This window comes from Fusibacter sp. 3D3 (genome assembly GCF_001748365.1).
GTDB lineage: Bacteria > Bacillota > Clostridia > Peptostreptococcales > Acidaminobacteraceae > Fusibacter_A.
Genome location: NZ_BDHH01000002.1, coordinates 326454 through 346108, shown reverse-complemented (window position 1 = coordinate 346108; position 19655 = coordinate 326454). Strand labels below are relative to the sequence as shown.

General features: G+C 38.7%; 21 protein-coding genes. 20 read left to right on the top strand and 1 reads right to left on the bottom strand.

The window, feature by feature from the left end:
- Positions 1–21 precede the first annotated feature (21 nt).
- The 9 genes from F3D3_RS23205 (at position 22) to F3D3_RS03520 (ending at position 8425) form a co-directional block, all read left to right on the top strand.
- Entirely contained in the window at positions 22–1578 is a 1557-nt protein-coding gene (locus F3D3_RS23205) for a putative glycoside hydrolase (RefSeq protein ID WP_084388803.1), read from the top strand.
- Between the two features lie 73 nt (positions 1579–1651).
- The gene (gene pyrE, locus F3D3_RS03555) at positions 1652–2284 is read left to right on the top strand and encodes an orotate phosphoribosyltransferase (RefSeq protein ID WP_069871259.1); all 633 of its coding nucleotides are present in this window, start codon (positions 1652–1654) and stop codon (positions 2282–2284) included.
- Between the two features lie 93 nt (positions 2285–2377).
- A complete protein-coding gene (gene trmB / locus F3D3_RS03550; protein ID WP_069871257.1) occupies positions 2378–3019 on the top strand; it encodes a tRNA (guanosine(46)-N7)-methyltransferase TrmB in 642 nt (213 codons plus the stop codon).
- 177 nt (positions 3020–3196) lie between these two features.
- Positions 3197–4747, top strand: a complete 1551-nt coding sequence (gene cls / locus F3D3_RS03545; protein WP_084388802.1) for a cardiolipin synthase — start codon at positions 3197–3199, stop codon at positions 4745–4747.
- Between the two features lie 8 nt (positions 4748–4755).
- Positions 4756–5208: a signal peptidase II gene (lspA, locus tag F3D3_RS03540; RefSeq protein WP_069871256.1), complete on the top strand. Its 453-nt coding sequence runs from the start codon at positions 4756–4758 to the stop codon at positions 5206–5208.
- 11 nt (positions 5209–5219) lie between these two features.
- Complete coding sequence (locus tag F3D3_RS03535) at positions 5220–5597, top strand: hypothetical protein (RefSeq protein ID WP_069871254.1); 378 nt, start codon at positions 5220–5222, stop codon at positions 5595–5597.
- 34 nt (positions 5598–5631) lie between these two features.
- Positions 5632–6402: an enoyl-CoA hydratase-related protein gene (locus F3D3_RS03530; protein WP_069871252.1), complete on the top strand. Its 771-nt coding sequence runs from the start codon at positions 5632–5634 to the stop codon at positions 6400–6402.
- A gap of 38 nt (positions 6403–6440) precedes the next feature.
- Complete coding sequence (locus F3D3_RS03525; protein ID WP_175438280.1) at positions 6441–7283, top strand: 3-hydroxybutyryl-CoA dehydrogenase; 843 nt, start codon at positions 6441–6443, stop codon at positions 7281–7283.
- 98 nt (positions 7284–7381) lie between these two features.
- Complete coding sequence (locus F3D3_RS03520) at positions 7382–8425, top strand: LCP family protein (RefSeq protein ID WP_069871249.1); 1044 nt, start codon at positions 7382–7384, stop codon at positions 8423–8425.
- 95 nt (positions 8426–8520) lie between these two features.
- Here F3D3_RS03520 and murC read toward each other — a convergent pair whose 3' ends face one another.
- Positions 8521–9903, bottom strand: a complete 1383-nt coding sequence (murC, locus tag F3D3_RS03515) for a UDP-N-acetylmuramate--L-alanine ligase (protein WP_069871247.1) — start codon at positions 9901–9903, stop codon at positions 8521–8523.
- Positions 9904–9973: 70 nt separating this feature from the next.
- Between murC and purR the strand changes: the two genes are divergently transcribed.
- From purR to F3D3_RS03465, 11 genes are all read left to right on the top strand, one after another.
- Complete coding sequence (gene purR, locus F3D3_RS03510) at positions 9974–10885, top strand: pur operon repressor (RefSeq protein WP_306455907.1); 912 nt, start codon at positions 9974–9976, stop codon at positions 10883–10885.
- A 110-nt stretch (positions 10886–10995) separates the two neighbouring features.
- A complete protein-coding gene (spoVG, locus tag F3D3_RS03505) occupies positions 10996–11289 on the top strand; it encodes a septation regulator SpoVG (protein ID WP_069871245.1) in 294 nt (97 codons plus the stop codon).
- A gap of 121 nt (positions 11290–11410) precedes the next feature.
- Complete coding sequence (gene pgsB / locus F3D3_RS03500) at positions 11411–12535, top strand: poly-gamma-glutamate synthase PgsB (RefSeq protein WP_084388801.1); 1125 nt, start codon at positions 11411–11413, stop codon at positions 12533–12535.
- Complete coding sequence (gene pgsC / locus F3D3_RS03495; RefSeq protein WP_084388800.1) at positions 12528–12962, top strand: poly-gamma-glutamate biosynthesis protein PgsC; 435 nt, start codon at positions 12528–12530, stop codon at positions 12960–12962. The genes pgsB and pgsC overlap by 8 nt, the downstream gene beginning before the upstream one ends.
- A 46-nt stretch (positions 12963–13008) precedes the next feature.
- Positions 13009–14064, top strand: a complete 1056-nt coding sequence (gene pgsW, locus F3D3_RS03490; RefSeq protein ID WP_069871244.1) for a poly-gamma-glutamate system protein — start codon at positions 13009–13011, stop codon at positions 14062–14064.
- Positions 14064–15485: a sensor histidine kinase KdpD gene (locus F3D3_RS03485; protein ID WP_069871242.1), complete on the top strand. Its 1422-nt coding sequence runs from the start codon at positions 14064–14066 to the stop codon at positions 15483–15485. Before pgsW ends, F3D3_RS03485 begins: the two co-directional genes overlap by 1 nt.
- The gene (locus F3D3_RS03480; RefSeq protein ID WP_084388799.1) at positions 15454–16089 is read left to right on the top strand and encodes a response regulator; all 636 of its coding nucleotides are present in this window, start codon (positions 15454–15456) and stop codon (positions 16087–16089) included. Before F3D3_RS03485 ends, F3D3_RS03480 begins: the two co-directional genes overlap by 32 nt.
- 234 nt (positions 16090–16323) lie before the next feature.
- A complete protein-coding gene (locus tag F3D3_RS03475; RefSeq protein WP_069871240.1) occupies positions 16324–16929 on the top strand; it encodes a DUF6305 family protein in 606 nt (201 codons plus the stop codon).
- Positions 16930–16974: 45 nt separating this feature from the next.
- A complete protein-coding gene (locus F3D3_RS03470) occupies positions 16975–18252 on the top strand; it encodes a TRAP transporter large permease subunit (RefSeq protein WP_069871239.1) in 1278 nt (425 codons plus the stop codon).
- A gap of 15 nt (positions 18253–18267) precedes the next feature.
- Positions 18268–18414, top strand: a complete 147-nt coding sequence (locus F3D3_RS23995; protein WP_175438275.1) for a hypothetical protein — start codon at positions 18268–18270, stop codon at positions 18412–18414.
- Between the two features lie 10 nt (positions 18415–18424).
- A complete protein-coding gene (locus F3D3_RS03465; protein WP_069871237.1) occupies positions 18425–19570 on the top strand; it encodes a succinylglutamate desuccinylase/aspartoacylase family protein in 1146 nt (381 codons plus the stop codon).
- Positions 19571–19655 lie beyond the last annotated feature (85 nt).

The following is a 19655-nucleotide window of genomic DNA, read 5'->3' as shown; positions in this document are numbered from 1 at the left end:
ATATGCCATTAGGAGAATTAAATGAAGCAAAAAAAAATAATCACATTTAGCATTATTTTAGTGATAGCTGTATTGGTTGGTGCATTTAGCATTAACCAATACACTATTTATGTGGAAAACAAGAAAATTGAAGCTGTTGAAACAAAAGCACGACTCGAAGAAGAGGCGAGAATAGCAGAAGAAGCACGCATTAAAGCAGAAGAAGAGGCTAAGCTCAAAGCAGAAGAGGCAGCACGACTTAAAGCAGAGGAAGAAGCTAGACTCAAAGCGGAAGCCAATAAAGAAATCATCCAAGAAAATACATTTTATACAGGTAAAAAAGGGGCAGTCGTTTACGATCAATACAGCGGGGAACAATCAGAGGTGACTACCATTGCCCCCAAAACGGCTATATACGTCTTGACTTATATTCAAGATGAGTCGGGTAACACGACATTTGCAGAGGTTTCAGATCAGTTTGATGGAACTGTCCTAGGGTATGTTCCTTTTGATCAGCTTGTAAAGACGCCAATGGATCTCATTGCAAACCCTTATGAGGATGCGGATTATACGGCATTCGGTAAAAATGAAGATTTTGTAGACAACCCTGCAGTGGTTGTCAAAGGCGCATACATGACTGGCAATTCGGCTGCAACGAGCAAGCTGGATACATTGATCGATCTACTGGATAAAACGGAACTCAATGCGCTTGTGATTGATGTAAAAGACGACAATGGCTTTTTATTATTTTATTCAGAAGCAGCCGAAAAATACAACCCTAAAGCCAATGAACATATCTACATTAAAGATATGCAGGCTTTCATGGATAAGTTAAAAGCACATGATATTTATTTAATCGCAAGAATTGTTACCTTTAAGTCACCCCTTTATGCAAGAGCTAATCCAGATAAGGCAATTGTCTATGCAGGGACATCAAATCTGTATAGTGATTCAGACGGTTTGTTATGGGCTTCGGCACATAATAGGGAACTTTGGGACTACAATATAGGTGTCGCTCAGGAAGCGGCAAAATGGGGGTTCAACGAAATCCAATTCGATTATGTTAGGTTCCCTGCGATTTCTAAAAAGGTCAATATAGATTATAGAAATCCTGAAAATGAGTCACAGACGGCTACGATACAGAAGTATCTCATGCACGCCTATGAAGAACTTAAACCGTATAACGTTTACATCGCTGCAGACGTATTTGGTTGGGCAGCGACGTCTATCAACGATGTCGGTATCGGACAACACTGGGAAGCTGTAACGAATGTCGTGGATTATATATGTCCGATGATGTATCCAAGTCACTATGGCACAAACAATTTTGGATTATCGGTTCCGGATGCTTTTCCATATGAAACGATTGATCGCTCATTAAAAGATGCGTTTGATAGAAATACAAATGTGATGACACCAGCACGTATCAGACCTTGGATTCAAGATTTCACAGCGGGATGGGTAAAAGGACATATCTCATATGGTGCAAAAGAAGTTGGAGCTCAAATTAAAGCGCTTGAGGATAATGGCATACACGAATTCTTGTTGTGGAATGCGAAAAACAATTATTCTGAGGGTGCATTTAAGAAAATACAATAGTTAGAGGGTTTGTGTGAAACTGGCTTTTGACGCTCTAACAATAGTCAAATTATAAAGTTGTAGGAGGCAGAAGATGATATCAAGGCAAGTTGCAGAAGCCCTTTTAGAGATTAAAGCGGTTTCAATAGTAGGTGAAGATCAGTTGTTTACATGGGTTTCTGGTATTAAATCACCCGTTTACTGTGATAACCGAATGACGATTAGTTTTCCTAAAGTAAGGGATTTAATTGCAAATGGATTTGCAGATAGGATCAGAGAAAAGTATAAAGAAGTTGATGTCATCGCGGGGACAGCTACAGCAGGTATTCCACATGCAGCATGGGTGGCTCAAATTTTAGATTTGCCTATGGTTTATGTCAGAAGCAATCCTAAGGGACACGGAAAAGGAAAGCAGATAGAAGGCTATTTAAAACCAGGTAGTAAAGTGGTTTTAATAGAAGATTTACTTTCTACAGGCGGCAGTTCAATGAAGGCGTGTGAAGCATTAATAGAAGAAGGCGCAGATGTTTTAAGTGTTTTAGCAATCTTCAGTTATAACTTTGCACAAGTGGATGAAATTTTTAATGAAAAAGGCGTTCTATTTGATACGCTTACAGATTATAAGACATTATTGCCAATTGCAGTAGAGAAAAATTACGTAGATGAAAGCAGCAAAGAAACGCTTTTAAAATGGAGCGATAATCCTAAAATGTTTACAGAGGCTTAAGCCTATTTGCAATAACAAGAAGAACATCTTTATTTAAGGATGTTCTTTTGATTTGAATTTGCTATAATAGAGATTGAATAAGAGGTGTATAAAGTGAGAGTCAGAAAAATAAAAGGGGCGTTCGAAGAGTTGGTTACTTATGATCAAGTTTTTGTGGTAGACCCAGCAAGCAAGAAGAGTAAGTGGCATGAAGTCTTTGGAAATGATCATGAGATTCATGCGGAATTTGGTGGTGGAAAAGGTCGATTTATTATTGAAATGGCAAAGCGTCATCCAGATGTCAATTTTATCATGATAGATGTGATCACTGAAGTCATTTTAAAAGCCGCTCAACATGCAGCTAAAGTGAAATTGCCTAATCTAAAAATGATTATGATTGATTTGAATGAGGTCAATAATTTTTTTGACGCAGATGAGCTCTCGAGGATTTATTTGAACTTTAGCGATCCTTGGCCTAAAAAAAGGCATTATAAAAGACGTTTAACTTATAGAGATTTTATGAAAAAATACCAATCTGTTCTTAAAGAAGACGGTTGGATTCATTTTAAAACGGACAACCAAGCCTTGTTTGAGTTTTCTCTCAACGAGTTTTGTGCACTAGATATGATTATGAAAAATATAGCACTTGATCTACATTCACAAAATGATCTTGAAAATATCATGACAGAGTATGAAGAAAAATTTTCTAAAAAAGGTTTTCTCATCTATCGTGTTGAAGCCAAATTTAGGAATTGAGATATTATAACCCTTGAGGAGATGTCCCCCACTTCTCAAAGTGGGGGTTCATATTCCTAATTCAGTGGGAGTCCAAACGCCCACTGAATGCAATCCGATAGGATTGTGCAAGTGTTACGAAGGTAGCGAAGCGGACTGAGTATATGCTTTGATGACCACTCAAAAGGAGGGGGTTTTATGGAACGTTTAATTAGGCGGGTTTTGATCATTCTATTGACTCTTTTAGTCACGGGCTCTTTATGGCTTGGCTATTATTGGCTGGCTCAACATGCAAATCAAAATAGATATATTGAAATCGCCTTTAATACGATATACTGGTTATTTAGAATTAATATCCTGTGGATTGCCATCGTGATATTTTTAGAGAATAAGAATCCTTCTCGTACAGTGGCTTGGCTACTCGTGTTAACACTGATTCCCTTGCTCGGTTTTTTGTGTTATATTCTCTTTGGAAGAAGTTATCGTAAAAAATCGCTTTCTAAAAGTAAACATCTAAGCGATTCAGATCGATTGTCACATGCTGCAAAAGTTCAACAAGGCCTAATTGATTATATCGATTTACCTAACAGTAAAAATGCACATAATAAACGCCTCATGCAACTCCTTTTAACCAACGCGAAGGCGCCGTTTTCCCTTAATAATGAAATTAATGTACTTACAAATGGCATGAGCAAATTCAGTCGCTTAGTCGGGTGTATAGAGCGCGCGAAGGCGCATATACACATTGAGTACTTTATCATTAAAGATGATCAGATTGGAAATGATATCCGAAGATTGCTCATTGAAAAGGCCAAAAAAGGCGTTAAGGTCAGAATTATATATGACGCAGTCGGTTCGTTTAGACTTTCTAAGTATTATATTGAAAGCCTTAAAAAAGCGGGGGTAGAGGTTTATCCATTTTTTCCGGTTGCCTTTCCACTTTTTTCAAGAGATCTAAATTACAGAAATCATAGAAAGATTGTCGTGGTCGATGGCACGGTTGGTTTTGTGGGTGGATTAAACATTGGTGATGAATACCTTGGAAAATCAGATCGATTTGATTTCTGGAGAGATACACATCTAGAAATAAAAGGTGAGGCTGTTTATGCACTTCAAACTATATTTTTAAATGACTGGAATTATGTAGCCAAGCAATTAATCGATGGCGCGGATTACTTCCCTGAACATGCCATTCACAAACAAGCCTTGATGCAAGTGGTTGCTTCGGGACCAGATTCTGAATGGCAGGCTATCTTGCAAGCTTTTTATAAGATGATGGCATCTGCCACTGATAAAATATGGATTACAACGCCCTATCTTGTTCCAGAAGAGAGTTTGATGATGGGCCTAAAGACCGCAGCTTTAAGTGGTGTAGATGTGCGCATTATTATTCCTTCACAACCAGATCACTTTTTTGTGTACTGGGCATCTCAATCCAATATTGAAACCTTGCTTGAGGCTGGCGTCAAAATATATCAATATAAAAATGGATTTATACATTCGAAAATTATGATTGTAGATCGTTTGTCGGCAACGGTTGGTACCACAAATCTAGATATTCGATCCCTTGAAATCAACTTTGAAGTGAATGCCTTTATTTACGATGTGCCGACGATTATACGGTTGGAAGAAGATTTTGTAAAGGATCTGACTGAATGCAACGAATTTATATGGGATCATTTTAAAAAGAGGCCATTTACAAATAAAGTGTTAGAAGCTTTGGGCAGATTAGTCTCCCCATTACAATAGGAGGTGTTATGATTTATTTTTTTATGATACTCGTGGCTGTTGCAGTGGACCAATTGACAAAATATTGGGCCGTAACCCATCTGATGCCACAAAAGAGCATGGATTTTATTCCAGGATTTCTGGGATTTCATTATACAGAGAATACGGGTGCCGCATTTAGTATATTACGCGATAAACAATTGCTTTTAATCATCATCACCTTATTGATTATTGCTGTGCTTTTAGGTATGATGACAAAGGCGATTAAGATAAGTGATCCAATAGTGGTTAAATTGTCGTATATGCTCATTATTTCAGGCGCGTTAGGCAATTTTATCGACAGAGCGAGACTCAATTATGTTGTAGACTTTTTTGAATTTAAATTTATCAATTTTCCAATCTTTAATGTTGCAGATGTCTTGGTGGTCTGTGGTGTGATTTTACTTGGTTATGCAACTGTTTTTCTCAAGTATGAATTTTAAGGAGAGGTTAAATGAAGCGTCTAACGGAATTAATAGTTAAAGCACTTGTCAGAGGTGTGATTTATGCTGGGGGATTTGCTCTAGTAGGTGGATTAGCGGGTCTATTGCTCAAGAAGGGGTTTATACAAGGGGCTTACATGGCCGTTCTAGCGGGTTCATCAGCGGCAATGCTCGTAGCTGCATATGGATTTATAGGCTCTCCCAAGACGAGATTTTCATTTTTTACGCATAATCAATATGATGATGTAACACGGTCAATAGATGAAAAAAAATCGACAAATTCGGAAACACCCGAAAATGAAAGTATCGAGTACAGAGGCCTGTATCCAACAATCATTGCTGTGGAACTGTTAGTAATAGGGTTTATCATCGAAGCATTGCTTCATTGATATAAGTCACAAAACATAGGGAAGGTGAGAAGATATGGAAAACATATTATTCGAAAAGAGGGACCAAATAGGGATTGTTACCTTTAACAGACCTAACGCTCTGAATGCCCTCAATGAAGAAACACTGTACGAGCTTAAAACATTGATCGCGGAATTGGAACAAGATTCTGAAATAACGGTTGTTGTTTTTACAGGCGCAGGCAAAGCTTTTATTGCGGGTGCAGATATCAAAGCGATGGCATCACTTAACGCCGAAGAGGGTCGGCAATTTGGAAGACTTGGACAAAGTGTTTTCAGAGCAGTTGAGAAGATGGAGAAGGTTACTATTGCTGCAGTAAACGGTTTTGCACTGGGTGGTGGGCTTGAATTTGCTCTGAGTTGTGATCTGAGATATGCTCATGAAAAGGCGAAATTTGGTCAGCCTGAGGTTTCACTTGGGATTACCCCAGGATTTGCAGGTACACAAAGATTACCAAGGGTCGTAGGGATTGCAAAAGCGAAAGAAATTATTTATACTGGAAGAATGATTGATGCTGAGCATGCTGAAAAAATTGGTTTGATCAATGGCATTACAGCGGATAATGTTCTTGAAGTTGCTCTTGAAACTGCTGAATTGATTGCATCACAAGCACCAATTGCGGTTAAGTATGCAAAAAAAGCGATCGATGTAGGTGCAAATGTCTCGATTGAAGAGGGCAATGAGGTTGAAGCGACATTATTCGGACTTTGTTTTGCAACACTTGACCAGAAAGATGGCATGAAAGCTTTTCTAAATAAGGGAAAAGCAGCGTTTCAAAACAAGTAATTTTATGGGTTAATAACTCAACAAAAGTAGGAGGAATGATTATGAAAATCGGTATTTTAGGAGCAGGCACTATGGGCGCTGGGATCGTTCAAATATTTGCTCAAAATGGCTTTGATGTCGTTATGCGTGATTTAAATGAAGAGGCGCTTGATAAAGGTCTCAAAGGTATTGAGAAAGCGTACGGGAAGCTTGTGACAAAGGGTAAGTTAAGTGAAGCAGATAAGATTGCGAGCCTTAGTAGAATTCAAACGACTTCTGATGTTCAGGCTTTGAAGGATTGTGATTTTATTATAGAAGCTGCAACTGAAAATATGAATGTTAAAAAGAAAATATTTGAAGAGCTTGATCAAGTGGTTAAAGCAGAAGCTATTTTAGCAACCAATACATCTTCTCTTTCGATTACTGAAATAGCGGCAGTCACTAAGAGACCAGATAAAATAATTGGGATGCATTTTTTTAATCCGGTACCCGTTATGAAATTAGTTGAAATCATCAAGGGCATTTCAACTTCTGATGCAACCTATGATATCGTTTATGATCTTTCGACAAAAGTGGGCAAAGATCCTGTAAAGGTTGAAGAAGCACCTGGATTTGTGGTCAATAGAATTTTAATTCCAATGATCAATGAAGCGGTGGGCATTTTAGCAGAGGGTGTTGCAACTGCGGAAGATATTGATAAAGCGATGATGCTTGGTGCAAATCATCCGATTGGACCTTTGGCGCTTGCAGATCTTATTGGAAATGATGTGAATCTAGCGATAATGGAAGTTTTATTTGATGAATTTAAAGATCCTAAGTACAGACCACATCCACTTCTAAGAAAAATGGTGAGGGCTGGACACCTTGGCAGAAAATCAGGGGCGGGCTTTTATCAGTATTAAGTAGAAACAGCGTTAAAAGGATGTAACATAAATGTAAAACGGGTGCCTTTCCTATTATGTTACAATAAAATAGATCTTATTATGAAAGGAATCTCAATATGAAGTTTTACATTAAATTATTTGTTATATCTTTTATATGCTTTACAGTTGTAATCGCGGGTACATTTTTTGCCATAGAAAAGAATCATGAAAAGAGCGTCGCTAAAACACCAACGGAAGGTCCCGCTTCAACAACGCCTATCAATGTTGAGCCTGAAAAGCTGCCAGTTGAAGAAGATAATCGAACGGAGCTGCAGAAGATAGCAGAGAGTTCGAATAGAGTTAATGTGCTCGCATTTGGGCTCAATGACTCGCTAGCAGATACAATGATGTTTATTAGTTTTGATCCAGATACACAGAAATTAGATATTTTATCTATACCCCGTGATACTTATCACCCTGTGGAAGGCCACAATAATCCTGGGCAAAAGAAGATGAATGCAGTTTACGGGATGAAAGAGGTTGGCGGTGTCAATGGCATGAAAAAATACCTATCTGAGTTTTTGGGCGTTCCGATCGATTACTATGTTCGAATAGATTTTAAAGCGGTTCAGGCAGTTGTGGACGTCCTTGGGGGTTATGAAGTTAAAGTGCCATTTGATATGGATTACGATGATTCATGGGCGACTCCAGAGCTTCATATTCACATTAAAGCAGGTCTTCAAACACTCAGCGGAAGCGAAACGGTCAAATTTTTAAGATTTAGACAAAACAATTCGAAAACCATCAGTGAAGGCGATATTCAGCGGATTCCAAGACAACAGGCTTTTGTAAATTCAATGATCAAAAAAGCGTTGAGTGCTCAGTTGCCATCGGTTATGAATACGATTATCAACAGCAATTATATCAAGACAGATATGACGATTGAAAAGGCATTAGGCTATGCGGTTAAAGCAGCCGGTATGAAATCAGATCAAATTTCCTTTTATGTAGTCGAAGGTGAAGGTAAGCGCATTAGTGGTCTTGACTATTGGATTCATGATCCAGCAGCACTTGAAAACACAATGTTCAAAATCTATGGTCTCGAAAAAAAGATAGAAGAACCTGAAACAGAACCTGAAGCAGAAAAAGAAAAAACGCCTGAAACGAATTCAACAAATTGAAAAAAGCGGTTAAATTAAAAAAGCGTTTATTCATCTCAGCAATCGCTGGATGAATAAACGCTTTTTCTAATTTTATAAATGGGATAAACTTAATTTCATTTTCCTAATGTTTCAGTGAGCCGATAGCCAATTTTGTTTACATCGCCAGCGCCTATGGTCATCACATAGTCATAGGGTTGGCATTTAGAAGCTAAATAGGTGACAATTTCATCAAATGTCTCAAAAAACAGTGCATTGACACCTTCAGCAAGGAGCTCTCTTAAAAGATCTTTCGAATGTATTTCGCCTTTGTCCATTTCACGAGCGGCATATATATTGGTGAGTAGAACTTCGTCTGCATATTTAAAAGAACCTGCAAATTCATGTAAAAGCTCTTTGGTTCTCGAATAAGTGTGCGGTTGAAAAATGCAGTATAATCTATGCATGGATTCAATTCGACGAGTTGCTTGCAGCGTTGCTTTTATTTCGCTTGGGTGATGTGCGTATTCATCGATAATGATAATGTCATTCACTTTGCCAATTTGTTCAAAACGGCGTTTGGCATTGGTGAATGAATTCAATCTGGATTGAATCAGCTCAAAGTCTTGTATGAATTCAGAGGCTGTGGCAATGGCTGCAAGTGCGTTGTAAACATTGTGTTGCCCAGGAATAGACAGTGCAATTTGAGTCTTGAGCTGGTCCTTATGATAAACATCAAATGTTGGAAAACCTAAATGATTGTAGACGACATTTTTGGCGTTAAAATCGCATTCAGAATTCATTCCAAAAGTGATAAGACGACCATGATAATAAGCTTTGATTTTTTTGCTGTTGTAATCGTCGCCATTTAAGATAAGAACACCCTCTTCTTGAATGTTCTCAGTGAACTTTGCAAAAGAGCTGACAATATGCTCTAAATCTCTGTAATAATCCAAATGATCTTCATCGATATTGAGGATGACTCCTATTTTGGGATAAAAAGATAAAAAACTTTCCTTGTATTCACAGGCTTCAGTAATGAATAATGCGCTTTTTCCGATTCGAACATTACTCTTGATATCTGAGAAAAAACCGCCTACAAGTGCAGTCGGATCAAGGGTTGTATCGTTTAATAATCTTGTGACCATCGATGTGGTTGTTGTTTTACCATGTGTACCAGAGATTGCAATGCTATCCTGATAAGAGGACATGATTTCGCCTAACATCTCTGCTCTGGAAATGCAGGGAATACCTTTTGCGATAGCTTCTGATAACTCTGGATTTTCAGCGCTTACAGCAGATGTATAAACGACTAAATCAATGCTTTTTATATGATCGGCAGAATGCCCTATATATATTTTAAAACCTTTATTTTTGAGTGCTTCAGTTGTAGAAGATGACGACATATCAGAACCGCTTATTTCATAACCGTTGGTGTGTAAAATTTCAGCGATTGCGCTTACACTGACCCCGCCAATTCCAATTAAGTGAATCCTTTGGATGGTACTCATATCTATCATATTTCACCTCTATTATTTAGTACGTCTTTTGACACAAAAGACATTATGATTATACCATATTTTTAAAAACTTGAAAGAAAAAAATAAAAAGGGATTGAAGTCCATCAAAAAAACGAATAAAATTAGAAATATAGATTATGAATATTCGGAGTGTGATGAAGTGAGTAAATTAAAACGAAATGAAAGAATTGGTGCAATTGTTAAGATTTTATGTGATTCACCGAACAAAGTATATACGCTAAATTATTTTACCAATATGTTTAATTCGGCGAAATCGACCATTAGTGAGGATCTCGTAATTGTTAAAAAGATTATGGAGGAACTTTCTCTTGGTAAAGTGGTAACACTTGCAGGTGCAGCTGGGGGAGCTAAGTATGTGCCTATGATGGGAAAAGAAGAAAAGACAGCACTTATTGAAAAAATTTGTGACGAGATCAAGAAACCAGAGCGCATTATGCCGGGAAGATACTTATACATGGCGGATATTTTATACAATCCGACTTATACCAAGGGCATTGGGGATATTTTTGCAGAAAGATATTCAGACGAAGGGCATCAAGTGGATTATGTGCTCACCGTGGAGACCAAAGGCATTCCCATTGCCATGATGACTGCGCGAGGACTCAATGTCCCTTTAGTGATTGCAAGGCATGAAAATAAAGTAACTGAAGGGTCTAAAATCAGTATCAATTTTATTTCCGGATCTACAGGAAGTCTTCAAACCATGTATATCGCCAAAAACGCGATTAAGAAAGAATCCAAAGTACTCATTGTGGATGATTTTATGAAAGCAGGGGGCACTGCAAAGGGCATGATTCAATTGGTCGAAGAATTGGAATGTAAAGTGGCAGGTGTGTGCGTGCTCATGGATACAATTTCACCTTCAAAAAAATTAGTTGAAGATTATTTATCGCTGATAAAATTTGAAGGAATTGACGCACAAAACGAAATTATTGTGCACCCTAATTATGAAAAATTATGAATCCAGTCAAATCATTAAAAAAAATTAATATTTTCGCAAAAAAAAGAAGGAATTTTTAAATCTGTATAGAATACTTCCTTTACACAGCAAAATTAGGGGGAAATAGATCGATGAATATTACAGATGTGAGAATTCGCAAATTACGAGAAGAAGGTAAAATGAAAGCTGTCGTTTCTTTGACTTTTGATAATGCATTTGTTGTACACGATATCAAGGTAATTGAAGGACAAAATGGGTTGTTTGTGGCAATGCCAAGTCGAAAGGTTGGGGAATCCGATTATAGAGATATTGCACATCCAATAAATCAAGAAACACGCTCGATGATTCAAGATATTATATTTGCAGAGTATGAAAAAGCAAAGCTTTTAACAGATGAAGAAGAGCCTAACTATCTAGGTGAATAATCAGTACTTAAAAAGTCGTGTCTCAAACACGACTTTTTTTCTTTTTGGGGAACGAAATGTATGCTATTCTTTTTAAGTGTATTATAGTAGTATTAAAAAGCAGAGCAAACAGAGGTAGCCTATGTTGGAAAAATGGATCATCTTTCTCTTCGCCCTTACAATAATTGGATTTATAATAGAAAACAAATTGGCAATTAACAGGCGGAAGCAGTTCAAGCACGTTATTTATATTAACGGAACACGTGGCAAATCCACAGTCACTAGACTTATAGATGCAGGTCTACGGCAAGGGGGCTATCGCGTATTCTGTAAAACCACAGGGACTGTCCCTTTGACGATTGGGACAGACAATGTTGAAAGGCGTATCAAAAGAAATGGAAAACCTAACATTAAGGAGCAGCTCTGGGTTTTAAAAAAGGCTCAAAGAGAAAAAGCCGATATTTTAGTGTGTGAGTGTATGGCGATCTCACCAGAGTTGCAGTGTATTTCACAAGATCGAATGGTCAGGAGTGACATCGGCGTCATCACAAATGTGAGACATGATCATATGGAAGAAATGGGAAAAACATTGCCTGAAATCTGTGATGCGCTATCCAGCACAATTCCAGAGCACGGCGTCTTATTTACTTCAGATGTTAATTTTTACGACCAACTCAAGCAGAATGCCAAAAAACGTCATACAGAGGTCATTTTAGCAAATCTACAAAATGAATTTGAGCATGAACACTTTAGGGAAAACATGGTTTTGGCGCTTTCTGTTTGTGAACATGTAGGTGTTGCTAAAGAAGTTGCTATGGAAGGGATGCAGCATTACAAGAAAGATCCATATGCACTCAGTCTATTTCTTCTTGAAAGTGGTGGTGTTTTCGTAAATGGTTTTTCAATTAATGATCCTGATTCCACAATGGCCGTTTACGATAAGCTCACGAAAAGCGCGTTGCTGAAGCATAGAAAGTGTATTCTTTTGATCAATAGTCGAGCGGATCGATTGTCAAGGACGCAGCAAATGATAGAACTTGCCATACAATTAAAACCCAGTGAAGTGTGGCTCATCGGGTCTATGAAGGCCATGGCTAGGAGAACTCTTGAAAAAAAGGGAATGGATGTAAAAGTTTTTAACGCCTCAAGTACAATTGACTTTAAAACGATTGATGCGCACTTTTTTGTATTTGCAGTGGGCAATATAGCGCATGAGGGGGTTCAACTGATGCGGAAAATTGAAATGGAGGGCCGTGAAATTGGATAACGACATCATGATCCTAGGGATCGTCATCAGTCTCTTGTTTTATGAATTAACGGGTATATCCCCATCAGGTCTTATCGTAGCGGGGTATTTTGCACTTAATTTTCATTCGCCTTATAGGATATTATATACGTTTGGTGTGGTTTTCCTAACTTGGGGCATCGCGAAGCTATTATCTAGTTTTATGATTCTCTATGGAAGAAGACGGTTTGCTGTTATGATTTTACTTGCTTTTGTCATAAACAGCATCATCCTTCAAAGCGGTATTTTAGTGCATACGCCAGGGATCATTGGCAAGATAGTTCCAGGTATTATCGCTTTAGAGTGGGAGAGGCAAGGTATTTTAAAGTCAACATTAGCACTGGGTGTTGTCGTTATTCTGAATCTACTTGTGATTATGTGGCTTGGTGTGCCGGTCATTTCGTTTTAGAAATGTGTTATACCGTGCTTTCAATTTATAAGGAGATGAAATTTATATGAATATAAGTAAAAAAGAGGAGATACGATTAGGCGCAATCTTGATTTTTCTTATTTTATCTTTGGTTTTAATTGCTCAATGCAGCAAAGTTGAAAAAAATGCCTATTATACTCAACAAGTTAATGCTGCTGAGCAAATGGAAAAATGCATGGCAGCAGTTAAACGCTATAAATATGACCTAGGAATTCCCCTATCAGACGAAGATTACTTTGAGACTGGGATGATCGGGGAACCCTTTAATCTTATCACGACCACCTTAGGGGAAGTGAAAGCAAAACGGACCACAGCAAACCCCAATATGGCTGCCCTCATGATAAAAATGTTTCATGAAGCAGACCTTAAAAGAGGAGATCGTGTGGGCCTAGGCTTCTCAGGTTCCTTTCCTGCGCTCAATATAGCTGTTATTTGTGCAGCGGATGAGATGGGACTTGAAATGATTCCTATAACCAGCATTGGGGCATCTACCTATGGCGCTAATCACTACGCATTAACATTTCCAGAGATGATGCATCGTTTATATCAAGAGGGGCTGATCCGCACAGATAGTGCCATGGTCTCAATCGGTGGAGACTTCGATGTGGGCGTCAATATTGACCCTGATAAACGCCTTGAAATTGAAAAAAGGCTGGCAGAGGCAGGTCTCAGTCTTTTAAGGGAATCTGATTTGGAACGTAATGTTCAATTGAGATTGAAGACTTATGGGGATATAGCATGCTTTATCGCAGCTGGGGGCAATATAACCAGTGGGGGTGTTTCTGAGGAATCCATCACGCTAGGACAAGGCCTTTTGGATGGGAAGCGCTATTTAGGCATTGTTGATGAAAAAAGTGGGGTCATACAGCATTATCTTGCGAAACAAGTCGATGTGATCAATTTACTGAATATTGAAAAGATCACTTTAGATTACGGCATGCCGTTTGACCCTATGACACAAACAGCAATAGGTGTCGGGGGCATATATCACAAGATCGCCTATCCTAAGGGGTTGATTGGTATCGTGTTTATTCTAAGTGTTGGCTTATTAGGGCTTTTTTATAGGAAGCGGGGCATGTGATGAGCAGTATTCATATCAAGAATTTTAACCGCGCTAAATTTTGGTATGGGCTAATTATGGTGATATTGGGCATTGTTATTCCCAGTGTGATTACAGTGGATACCTTTAAAATACCTGAAAAACTAAGTCTTGCTATTCGAAATGAAGATGTGATCATTTTATTGGTTGCAGGGCTGGAACTGATTGCACTCAATTCTCTGCGTGCTTTTCCACATTACCTAGGCGCATTTTTTATTGCCGAGTCCATCGAAATTAGCGACAATTTTCCATTTGAAAAATTATTTAAGTCGGCATTGGTATGTCTCATCATTCCACCCGTCTATTTTATTATTGGCTATATCCATCACATCAAGTACTACTTTGGCATGCCTGCTTTTGTCTTGATCATACTTTTGATGCTTTTGGGAAAGAACGATTACAATCGTGTGAGCGGGTGGAAGAAGTCCGCCTTGATTATGGTTTTTTTAACTGCATTTCAATTTGTGGATATTATGCCTAGCATGGAGGGATTGCCCATAGGTAGAGGTGAAACTTCCAACGAAGTAAAACTTGTTGCTCACTTTTTAAACGCTGATAAAACAGTGGATATAATGGCCCTCGTTTTTATGCTGTTGCTGCTCTTTCTAGGGGCGCTTCTATTTTTGCTCATTCGGGACGAGAATAACTTGAGATCAATGAATGCTCTAAAAGAAGCCAACCGGAAAATGGAAATTGAAGCAAAGTTTACGGCACTTAAAAATAGAACTTTTTTAGAGATGAACAGTTTGGTCCATGATTTGAAATCGCCGTTGACATCGGCACAGGCACTCGTGGGCGTGGTCAGATTGAATTGCGAGATGGATGGTCGTAGCAAGGATGTCAACTACTTAGAGAATGTTGAACTTGCAATAAATAGAATGAGTGGGATGATTTCTGAAATTTTGTATGAAGATTATAAGTCTTTTATAACGACTGACGAACTGCTTCATGCTGTTTTAGCGCAAATTTCCATTGCGGAATATGCGCCCTTTGTCATGGTTCATAATGATTATCCAAAGCATATGCTTATTTTGAGCAAAACGCGGATGATCAGGGTGCTCATCAATTTGCTTGAAAATGCCTATGAAGCTTCAAAACAAAGGATGCCCAATATACAAATCACTGTTTCTCGCTTCTTTGTTGAAGAAAGTGCCTATTTGGGATTTGAAGTCTCAGACAATGGGTGTGGCATCGATATGAAAAATTGTGATAAAATATGGGAGGTAGGCTATTCCACGAAGCATTCTCATGGGCTAGGTCTGAGTTTTGTGAAAAGTGTTGTAGATGCCTATGAGGGGTGGATTGAGATTGAAAGCACTTTAGATGTGGGCACGACGATTAAAGTGGTGCTAAAGGAATGGGGGGTAGCAAATGGACAAGATTTTGACAATATTGTCGATTGATGATGATGAAGCCATAAGATTTGCTTTGAAGGCCGTTATAGAAAGCCAAGGATGGGTTGCAATTACAGCTGAAAATGTTGCGGTGGGTTTGGAATGTTATAAAGAGTTTAAGCCTGATTTGATATTAATGGACTATCATATGCCAAGAATTAATGGTTTTGAAGGCGTGCGCATGATCAGGACATTGGATGCTCATATTCCAATAATCGTATTCACTATTGACGAAAGTCAAGAACTCGCAGATCGATTTTTAGAGGTTGGTGCAACGGATTTTGCGATGAAGCCCATCAGAACACCCGATATCATATCTCGCATTAAACTGCATATTAAATTGATACAGACGCGTGAGACGACAAATACAAAACCCAAAGTAGAGCTCGTGCCTGCAAAAGGCATTGGCATGGCAACGCTTGAATTGATTTTAGATGCACTGGTTCAAATCGATGATTTCATTGCTGTTGAAGAAATTTCGGAGATCTCTGGACTCGCCTATCAAACCACGTACCGATATTTGCAATATCTCTCGGCGGAGAATATTGTTGAAGTTAAAAGTACTTACGGCAAAGTGGGAAGGCCAAAACAAACGTATAAACTTATTCAATAGGACCAAAGCACTTCAATAACGCTGCATCGACTTGATGTGGCGATTTTTTTTTGGATCATGAGTCTTCGCCCGGTGTAAAGTGGCCTGTTCGGACAGCTCTGAGATAAATAAGATAAATAAGAGAAAAAATAGAAAGATTAAGGCCAATATGTTACATTTGTTTAAACAATGTGTGAACCTCTTAACGATCCATAAGAGGTAAATCTAGTAATTTTAAGATAGGGGAGAGAAGATATGAAAAAGAAAATTTCAGTGTTTTTAGTAATCATGTTATTGGGAATGCTCATAATGGCATGTGGGAATGATACATCAAATAAACCAGAGGCAGTTGCTGAAGTCGCAACGATTGAGGGGTTAAAAGAACCCATTGCAGAACGACCGGTATTGTTAACTTCGGTTGGACAATCCGCAGATGTTGAAATGGTAAAGACAATGCTTACTAAAAATGAGATAGAAGTGACAATGAAGATGACTGCTACAGAAGCGGATTTAACAGATATTAAAACGCTTATTTTGGCAGTTGGCGGCTCTTCAAAAGGATTAGGTGCTGCAGGTATTGATGCGGATCAAGAAATTGAAAGAGTATCTGCACTGGTAAATGCGGCAGATGAAGCTGGAATTACGATTATTGCGGTTCATATAGGTGGAGAAGCAAGAAGAGGAGAACTTTCCGATAAATTTATTGCGCCGAGTTTTGCCAAAGCAGATTATGCAATCGTTGTAATGGCGGGGGATAAAGATGGCTTGATGGCTGGTCTTGCATCAGATGCGAAGATACCAATGGATGTTGTCAATACCATGTCAGATATTACGGCAACTCTCAAAGCTGCGTTTAAATAAAAAGTATAACGCTAGTTGTTGTTGCGAATTTGAGGGAGGCATTTCATGAGCATTGAATTGATCATTTTTTTAGCTATGATTATAACGTTTGTTTCAGGTTGTTTTATTTTAAAGCTTCCTGTGAGTATTTCCATGGTAGCAGCTGCTATTGTGGGCGCTTTTGTAGGTGGCTATGGCTTTCCGCTCCGGCACTTAGTGGAAGGGATGTTTTCATATGTAGACACCGTACTGGTTATTACAACTGCAATGATTTTTATGAAAGTAATACAGGATTCTGGGGCGCTTGATGCGCTCTCCGCACTTATAATAAAAAAATTCAATAAAACACCCGCTTTACTCCTCTGTTTGATCATGCTTGTAATCATGTTTCCGGGTATGATCACAGGATCATCGACTGCAGCGGTATTGTCAGCAGGATCTATCATGGCACCAATTTTGATGATCATGGGTATCCCGGCACTTGAGACGGCATGCATCATAGCCATGGGTGGTCTGCTAGGCATGATCGCACCTCCAGTCAATATTCCAGTTATGATTATTGGCGGCGGCATAGATATTCCATACGTTGGATTTGAAGGGCCACTTGCAATGCTTACTTTTCCACTTGCGTTTTTATTTGTCCTAATGTTTGGCTATAAATATGTCAAGAAATTTGAATATGATCTCATCAAGTCAAAATTAAACAACGCGCCAATGGATAAATATGGAGTTAAAATATTTATTCCAATATTTATCGCTCTAGGACTAATGGTGATCAACAAAGCCTTTCCAACGTTGCCGAACTTGGGCATGCCTTTGATCTTTATCATTGCCTCCATAGTAGGCGCTTTTACTGGAGAGCGCATTAGTGTGACTAAAGTATGCAAGGAATCGATTAAAAGTGTATTGCCGGTTTTAGGTATTTTAATGGGCGTAGGGATGTTTATACAGATTATGACGCTAACAGGTGTTCGTGGCTTAATCGTAACGGCTTGTATTAGTCTGCCGGATGCTTTGAGATACATTGCGATGGCGGTTACAATTCCATTGTTTGGCGCCGTATCCTCTTATGGTTCAGCCTCTGTACTCGGGGTTCCGTTCTTGATGGCGTTTTTGAGCGGCAGTCAGATCGTCACAGCATCTGCAATTTCATTGATTGCATCTTTAGGCGATATGATGCCACCTACGGCGCTGGCGGGTATATTTGCAGCACAGGTTGTGGGACTTGATGACTATAAACCAGTTCTAAAAAAGTTTATTTTGCCAAGCCTAATCATTATTATTTGGGCAATTCTATTTATTGTGTTTTCAGATAAAATTGCGCCATTTATCGTATTTAAGTAAGAACGGAGATGACATATGATTACTTTGATCTATAGAGGTATAATTGCACTGGTGCTTATTTTTGTAGTATGGCATATTTTTGAAGAAGAAAAAATAACACATCAAGCAAATGCAGCACTTGTTATTATTCCACTTGTTTTAAGATTTTTAATGATTAAATAGGGGGCAAAGGATGAAGAAACATTATCTAACGGGTACTTTGTGCCTAGCTATTGCAATCGTTATCATGGTGCTTTCTAGTATGAATTTTTTATCACTAAAAGATTTAGGCGAGATTGTGCCAGGGCCTAGTGTGAAAGAAGTGAAAATGCTATCGGATTATTTTGAGGGTATTCAAGATACAAATATGGATACAGAGGTCTATGTCCTTGAGGGGACTAAACCAGGCGGAAAAGTTTTAATTCTCGGCGGGACTCATGGCAACGAACCTTCGGGCTATTTAAGCGCCATAACCTTCATTGAAAATGCGGTTATAGAAGAAGGTACTGTCTATGTGATTCCGTATACAAACCACAGTGGGATGACACATAATGATGCTCAGGAAGCGTCACCACAATTTATTCATATTCCAACTCAAACTGGAACGAGAACTTTCAGATATGGTTCTAGGGCTTCTAATCCAATAGATCAGTGGCCAGATCCAGATGTTTATGTTCACGCGGCTTCAGGCCAACAATTATCAGGTTCCGAAACCAGAAATATCAATAGAGCTTACCCAGGACGTCCAGATGGAACGCCCACTGAGCAGGCAGCTTTCGCAATCGCTGAACTCATCAGAAATGAAGAGGTGAATTTAACTTTTGACCTTCATGAGGCATCGCCAGAATATCCAGTAATCAATGCCACCGTATCTCACGAAAAGGGGATGAGCGTTGCGGCTGAGGGTGTTATGGAATTGCAGTTTTCAGGAATCCAGATGGCACTTGAACCTTCTCCGTCAAATCTTCATGGACTTACACATCGTGAACTTGGAGACTATACAGACACAATCCCACTTTTGATGGAAACCGCTAATGCTTCTCAGGGGCGCCTTAGAGGGGCGACAAATGAGGCGCTTGCACTGACAGGCATCGATAAATCTTATGTAAAAAGTCAAGAACTTGGATTTTTATATGTGCCCTATGATGAATCTGGACATCCAATAGAGGAACGTGTGGGCAGACATCTTCAAGGTATTATTGAGTATACAAAAGCGTATTCAAATCAATATGGAGAAAAACCCGTTACTTTTTCAAACGTGCCAACTTATGAAGCACTTTTTTTAGAGGCTTCAAAGGAAGATTTAGGGGGCCCGCAATTAGGTAAATATTTGCACTAATCAACTGCGAGTATGCTTATAAATAGAATCTGAATGACCAGATTCAATACTCATTAGTAAAATAGGCTTTAAAATCAAGGGGGAT

What these genes read in the sequence shown, in the direction of transcription:
- F3D3_RS23205 (WP_084388803.1), top strand. Translation starts at nt 22, where the DNA reads ATGAAGCAAAAAAAAATAATCACATTTAGCATTATTTTAGTGATAGCT.
- pyrE (WP_069871259.1), top strand. Translation starts at nt 1,652, where the DNA reads ATGATATCAAGGCAAGTTGCAGAAGCCCTTTTAGAGATTAAAGCGGTT.
- cls (WP_084388802.1), top strand. Translation starts at nt 3,197, where the DNA reads ATGGAACGTTTAATTAGGCGGGTTTTGATCATTCTATTGACTCTTTTA.
- lspA (WP_069871256.1), top strand. Translation starts at nt 4,756, where the DNA reads ATGATTTATTTTTTTATGATACTCGTGGCTGTTGCAGTGGACCAATTG.
- F3D3_RS03535 (WP_069871254.1), top strand. Translation starts at nt 5,220, where the DNA reads ATGAAGCGTCTAACGGAATTAATAGTTAAAGCACTTGTCAGAGGTGTG.
- F3D3_RS03530 (WP_069871252.1), top strand. Translation starts at nt 5,632, where the DNA reads ATGGAAAACATATTATTCGAAAAGAGGGACCAAATAGGGATTGTTACC.
- F3D3_RS03520 (WP_069871249.1), top strand. Translation starts at nt 7,382, where the DNA reads ATGAAGTTTTACATTAAATTATTTGTTATATCTTTTATATGCTTTACA.
- murC (WP_069871247.1), bottom strand. Translation starts at nt 9,903, where the DNA reads ATGATAGATATGAGTACCATCCAAAGGATTCACTTAATTGGAATTGGC.
- spoVG (WP_069871245.1), top strand. Translation starts at nt 10,996, where the DNA reads ATGAATATTACAGATGTGAGAATTCGCAAATTACGAGAAGAAGGTAAA.
- pgsB (WP_084388801.1), top strand. Translation starts at nt 11,411, where the DNA reads ATGTTGGAAAAATGGATCATCTTTCTCTTCGCCCTTACAATAATTGGA.
- pgsW (WP_069871244.1), top strand. Translation starts at nt 13,009, where the DNA reads ATGAATATAAGTAAAAAAGAGGAGATACGATTAGGCGCAATCTTGATT.
- F3D3_RS03485 (WP_069871242.1), top strand. Translation starts at nt 14,064, where the DNA reads ATGAGCAGTATTCATATCAAGAATTTTAACCGCGCTAAATTTTGGTAT.
- F3D3_RS03480 (WP_084388799.1), top strand. Translation starts at nt 15,454, where the DNA reads ATGGACAAGATTTTGACAATATTGTCGATTGATGATGATGAAGCCATA.
- F3D3_RS03475 (WP_069871240.1), top strand. Translation starts at nt 16,324, where the DNA reads ATGAAAAAGAAAATTTCAGTGTTTTTAGTAATCATGTTATTGGGAATG.
- F3D3_RS03470 (WP_069871239.1), top strand. Translation starts at nt 16,975, where the DNA reads ATGAGCATTGAATTGATCATTTTTTTAGCTATGATTATAACGTTTGTT.
- F3D3_RS23995 (WP_175438275.1), top strand. Translation starts at nt 18,268, where the DNA reads ATGATTACTTTGATCTATAGAGGTATAATTGCACTGGTGCTTATTTTT.
- F3D3_RS03465 (WP_069871237.1), top strand. Translation starts at nt 18,425, where the DNA reads ATGAAGAAACATTATCTAACGGGTACTTTGTGCCTAGCTATTGCAATC.